5 protein-coding genes are annotated in these 5,502 nt (G+C 74.5%); all 5 read left to right on the top strand.

Going from position 1 to position 5,502, the window contains the following annotated elements; translation table 11 throughout:
• Window positions 1-976 (top strand): DMT family transporter (locus GPJ59_RS32735; RefSeq protein WP_374200978.1); only part of this gene is annotated, 976 nt, incomplete at its 5' end.
• On the top strand, window positions 969-2,156 hold the full coding sequence (locus GPJ59_RS32730; RefSeq protein ID WP_219671548.1) for an aromatic amino acid transaminase: 1,188 nt from the start codon (window positions 969-971) through the stop codon (window positions 2,154-2,156). The genes GPJ59_RS32735 and GPJ59_RS32730, both read left to right, overlap by 8 nt.
• 326 nt (window positions 2,157-2,482) lie before the next feature.
• Window positions 2,483-3,076 carry a ParH-like protein gene (locus GPJ59_RS32725; protein ID WP_219671547.1) on the top strand — a complete coding sequence of 198 codons (594 nt, stop codon included), beginning with the start codon at window positions 2,483-2,485 and terminating at the stop codon, window positions 3,074-3,076.
• On the top strand, window positions 3,073-4,311 hold the full coding sequence (locus tag GPJ59_RS32720) for an MAB_1171c family putative transporter (protein ID WP_219671546.1): 1,239 nt from the start codon (window positions 3,073-3,075) through the stop codon (window positions 4,309-4,311). The genes GPJ59_RS32725 and GPJ59_RS32720 overlap by 4 nt, the downstream gene beginning before the upstream one ends.
• Window positions 4,308-5,423, top strand: a complete 1,116-nt coding sequence (locus GPJ59_RS32715) for a DNA-binding protein (RefSeq protein WP_219671545.1) — start codon at window positions 4,308-4,310, stop codon at window positions 5,421-5,423. The genes GPJ59_RS32720 and GPJ59_RS32715 overlap by 4 nt, the downstream gene beginning before the upstream one ends.
• Window positions 5,424-5,502: the final 79 nt, after the last annotated feature.

Raw genomic sequence — 5,502 nt, 5'->3', positions numbered from 1 at the left:
GTCCGCCCCCGCCGCGCCCCCCGCCCCCGCCGACGCCCGCGCGGCCCGGTCGCGCCTGCGCCCGTCCGCGCAGGTCCAGGGCACGCTCGCGCTGCTGGTCACCGTGACCATCTGGGCCGCCTTCGCGCTCAGCGCCCGCGCCCTGAGTGCCTCCTCGCTGCTGCCCGCCGACGCCGCCCTGCTGCGCTTCGGCGTCCCGCTCGTCGTCCTGCTGCCCGCACTGTGGCGGCGCCGGCACCGCATCGCCGCCGTCCGGCCCGGCCCCGCCGTCAAGATCGTCTGCGGGGCCGGCGTGCCGTTCTTCCTCGCCGCGATGCACGGCGGCGCCCTGACCTCGGCCGCGTTCGTCGGCTCGATCGTCCCCGGGATGGTCCCGCTCTTCGTCTCCGCGCTCATGGTCGCCCGCGGCCACCGCGTACCCCGCGGCACCCAGGCGGCGGGCCTCGCCCTGATCGCCGCCGGCGTGGCCGCCCTGGTCTGGCGCTACGTCGTCCCGGTGGACGCCGACGTGCTGGAAGGGGCCGGGACGCTCCTGGTCGCCAGCGGCCTGTGGGCCCTGTACACCGTCGGCCTGCGCGAGGTGGACCTCGATCCCGTCGGGTCGATCGGACTGCTCTGCCTGCCGTCGTTCGCGGTGATCGGGCTGCTGGTCCTGACCGGAGTGCTGCCGACCGGCTTCGCCCACGCCACCGCCGGCGACATCGTCCTCTTCACGATCGTGCAGGGCCTCGGCGTCGGACTGTGCGCCGGCCTGCTCTACGCGTTCGCCATCCGCCGGCTCGGCGCCCAGCGCAGCGCCACCGTCGGCAGCCTCAGCCCGGTCGCCGTCGTCCTGCTCGCCGTACCGCTGCTCGACGAGTCGCCGCCCCTCGCCGTGATCGTCGGCGTGCCCCTCATCACCGCCGGCGTCGTCCTCGCCAACCGCCAGCCCCGTTCCCGACCCCGACCCCGACCCGAGGTTCCCGCAGATGCTTGAGCTCCTCCCGCCGCCGCCGACCGACCCGCTGTGGGACCTGACCGAGGAGTTCGGCACCGACGTACGGCCCGAGCGGCTGAACCTCGTCCTCGGCGTCTACCGCGACGACACCGGGCGCACGCCCGTCATGGCCGCCGTACGCGAGGCCGAGATACGCCTCGCGCACCGCTCGGACTCCAAGGAGTACCGGGGCCTGTCCGGCAACCTCGCCTTCAACGAGGCCATGCTCGGGCTGGTGCTGGGCACCGCGGGCCCGTCCGACCGGGCCGCCGCCGTCCAGACCGTCGCGGGCACCGGAGCCCTGCGCCTGCTGGCCGACCTGGTCTGCCGGACCCGCCCCGGCTGCACCGTGTGGATCAGCGACCCCGCGTACGTCAACCACCGGCCCATCCTGGAGGCCGCCGGGCTGAAGGTGCGCACGTACGGCCGGCGCGACGCCGAGCGGGGCTTCGACACGGCCGCCATGCTGGCGGACCTGAGCGGGGCCGCACGGCACGACGTCGTACTGCTCCAGGGGTCCTGCCACAACCCCACGGGCGTCGACCCCTCGCGCGAGGACTGGGAGGCGCTCGCCGCGATGGCGGCCCGCGACGGCTGGGTGCCGTTCGTCGACCTCGCCTACCACGGCCTCGGGGACGGCCTGGAGGCCGACCTGTGGCCCACGCGGATGCTCGCGGAGCGCGTGCCGGAGATGCTCGTCGCCGTCAGCTGCTCGAAGAATTTCGGCCTCTACAGCGACCGCACCGGCTGCGCCATCGTCCTCGGCGCCTCCCGGGCGGCGGTGCGGCACGCCGAGACGGCCCTGCAGAACGTCGCCCGGACGCTGTACTCGATGCCGCCCGAGCACGGCGCCGCCCTGGTGACGACGATCCTCGGCGACGAGGGGCTGCGGGCCGCGTGGCGCGCGGAGCTGGAGGACATGCGCGGCCGGATCGGCGCCAACCGCTCCGACCTGTGCGCGCAGCTGGACTCGCTGGGGTGGACCGGGCAGGCGCGGGCGCTGGCCCGGCAGAAGGGCATGTTCTCGATGCTGCCGTTCACCCCGCAGCAGATGCTGCGGCTGCGACGGGAGTTCGCGGTCTACGGCACGACCGGCGGGCGGATCAACATCGCCGGTCTCGCGGGCCACCAGGTGCCCCGCCTCGCGCACGCCATCGGGGCGGTCCTCGGCGGGGAGTGATCCGGGGAGTGATCCGCGGGGGCGTGGCCCCGGCGGGAGGGGCGCGGCCCGGGGCCGGCCGCGCCGTCGTCCCGTGAGCCCGTCGTCCCGTGAGCCCGTCGTCCCGTGAGCCCGTCGTCCCGTGAGACGCTTCCGGCGCCCTGGACCCGGCCGGTACAGGTCAAGGGCGCCGGAACAGGCCGGAATTCGCCCTAGCCGTCCTCCGGGCGTGATGATCGAATCGTTCTCGTGCCGTACGCCGGGTGCCGTACGCCGTGCCCGGCCGGCTCCGCACGGCCCGTGAGGCGTGGGCGGGTCGAGGCGACTGCCCGGGTTCGCCGGAGGACATGAGGATGAAGTTACCCGGCTCCGCGTCACCGAACGCGGAGGCCAGACGGCTGCGGCGCCGTCTCAAGGAGGTCCGCCGCCGGTGCGAGGCGCTGCTCGACGAGTGGGGCATGGAGCACGGGTGCGGCATCGACGAACTCCACCGCTACCTCAGCGAGCGCCGCCGGCGCCCCATCCACCTGATGCCGGCCGCCTTCCCGGAACGCCATCTGTTCGGGGTCTGGCTGGACATGGAGGAGTGCGACGTCGTCGTCTTCGAGACGTCGGCCTCGGCCTCGCACAAGGAGCACATCATCGCCCACGAGCTGGCCCACATCGCCTTCGCGCACCGGGGTTCCGTGCGGCTGGAGCGCACCGGGCCGGGAGGGACGCTCCCGGAGCTCGACCCGGCGGCCGCCCGCAGCATCCTCATGCGCTCCCGCTACAGCGACGAGGAGGAGCAGGAGGCCGAGACGCTCGCCTCGCTGATCCTGGCCCGGGCCGCGAAGCGCTGGACCGAACCCGCCTGGGGCGTACCGGCGGAGGCCGCCGACGTCGTCGCCCGGATCGAGCACGGCCTCGGCCGCGCGGAGCAGGAGCAGGACCGGGCATGACCGCGATCTACACGGCCCTGGCGTGGATCTGCGCCTTCGTCGGCCTCGCCGCCTTCGCGTACCGGCTCCCGGACCTGGTCCGCCGCAGGCACGACGTCGCGCTGTGGGCGCTGTGCACGTACTTCCTCTGCTCCGGCATCAGCTTCCTGGTCGACCTGGACCTGCTCCGGCTGCACATCTCCGCCTTCTTCGGGCTGCCGAACATCACTTCCCTGATCACCCAGGTCGCGGTGGTCGTGCTCACCGCGGCGCAGCAGGTCGTGCTCGTGTACTGGTCGTCCCCGCCCGCCGAGGCCCCCGGCATGGCGCGCCGCCGCGTGGCCTTCTTCGGCGCCGCGCTCTGCGTGCTCGTGGCGGCCTCGCTCGCCGTCGGGCCCGCGACGAAGTCCGAGACGGCGACGTCGACGATCCTGCTCAGCATCCAGGACGGGCGCTACGCGCTGTACATGTCCTTCTACCTGCTGATCTGCGCGGTGGGGCAGTTCGAGACGGTCCGGCTCTCCCTGCGTTTCACCCGGGTGGCCAACCGCCAGTGGCTCGCGTTCGGCATGCGTACCGTGACCGTCGGCGCGAGCATGATCCTGGTCTACTGCGTCACGCGCGGCATCCAGATCGCCGGCACCCGGCTGCACTTCGACGCGGCCGCCCTGGACCCCGTGCAGTGGACCTGCGGCAGCGTCGGCGCCCTGCTCCAGATCGTCGGGTGGACCATCCCGGCCTGGGGCATCCGGATCACCCGCGCCCGCGGCTGGATCGACAGCTACCGCTCCTACCTGCGGCTGCGGCCGCTGTGGTACGCCCTGCACCGGGCCTCGCCGGACATCGCGCTCGACCCGCCGCGCTCGTGGCCGCGGGACCTGCTGCCCACCCGCGATCCGCACTACCGGCTCTACCGGCGCGTCATCGAGATCCGCGACGGGCAGCTGATGCTGCGCAGTTGCCTCTCCCTCGACGACTTCGTCCGCGAGGCCCGCTCGCTGGACCTGCCCGAGGACCCCGCCTCGCCGCTGGGCGAAGCCCTCCAGGTACGGGCGGCGTTGAGCCGTCGGCCGGAGGCCGAGGCGGACGAGGCGGGCGGGGCGGACGGCGCCGCGGCCGACGGGGACGGCCTGCCCGCGCGGCCGGAGTACGAGGACTTCCGCGAGGAGGTGGCCTGGCTGACCGAGGTGGCCGCCTCCTTCACCGCCCTGGACGGCAAGGTCCGGCGGCGGGCGGCGACGAGAATCGCGACATGATGCCCGCCCCGTCCTCGCCGTCCTTACCGCCCCCGACCCCGCTGTCGGTCCTGCCGGCCCCGACCCCGCTGTCGGTCGTCCGCGCCGCCGTCGGCCGCCTCCTGGCACTCGACGCCGGCCGGGGCGCGACCGCCGCCGTGCCCGTGGCGCGGGAGGCCGTACGCCGCATCCCGGAGCTCCGCGCCGATCCTGCGGGTCTGTACGGCCGGACCGGCGGCGCGGGCCGCGACCGGATGGCGGAACTGGCCGCACTGGCCGAGCTGGCCGAACTGTGCGAGGTCATCGGCTGGATCCTCTTCGACGCCGGCCGCTACCGCGCGGCCCAGCGGATGAACGTCCGCGCGCTGGCCCTGGCGGAGCTCTGCGGCGACCGCTGGACCGCCCGGCTGGTGCGGCTGAACCACAGCATGCTCCAGGCCCGTACCGGACGGCCCCGCGCCGCGATGGCGACTGCGGCGCACGTGGCGGGACCGCGCCCGCTGCCCGCCCGGGTCGACAGCCTCGTCCTGGTACGCCAGGCACACGCGGCGGCCGCACTCGGCGGCCGTACGGAGGCCCAGCGGCTGATCTCCCGCGCCCGGAGCCGGTTCCTGGACGGCGTCTCGCGCCACGACCCGCACTGGGCCTGGTGGATCGACCAGGCCGAGCTGACCGGCCACGAGGGCTGGGTCATGGCCGGTCTGGGGCGCTGGAACCGGGCCGTGCCGCTGTTGCACGAGGCGGCCACCGCCCCCGGCCCCTCCTACCGGCACCTGTTCACCGCGGAGCTCCTCGCGGCGCTCGCCGGAGCGGGGGCGTGGACCGAGACGGCGGACCTCGCCGCCGATATCGCCCCGCGCGCGGCCGGCATCGGGTCCGTGCGGACCACCGAGAGGCTGAGCGCGACGGCCGCCGATCTGCTGCGGCGGCCACGCGTGCCGCGCCGCGCCCGGGACGCCGCGGTCCACCTGCTGGAGTCGCTGCCGCCAACGGCGCGGGCCCGTCGCGGGCCGCCCGGCGCGGGTCCGCCACGGCCTGCCCCATGCGAACGTCCGCTGATGTCTCCTATACACATCCGACGCTGCCGACGCCCTTCCGCCTGTCGATGTGCGCTGTCGTCACGCTCAGCATAAACAAGCTCATAAACTAAGAACTCTCTATAGTTCTGGAGCCAGGGACGTCTTGTGTCGTCGGTAGAAGACAGCAATCCGG

The organism is Streptomyces bambusae (assembly GCF_019400985.1).
Taxonomy (GTDB): Bacteria; Actinomycetota; Actinomycetes; order Streptomycetales; family Streptomycetaceae; genus Streptomyces; species Streptomyces bambusae_A.
The sequence above is the reverse complement of the archived record's forward strand: the minus strand, read 5'-3'. Positions and strand labels throughout refer to the sequence as shown.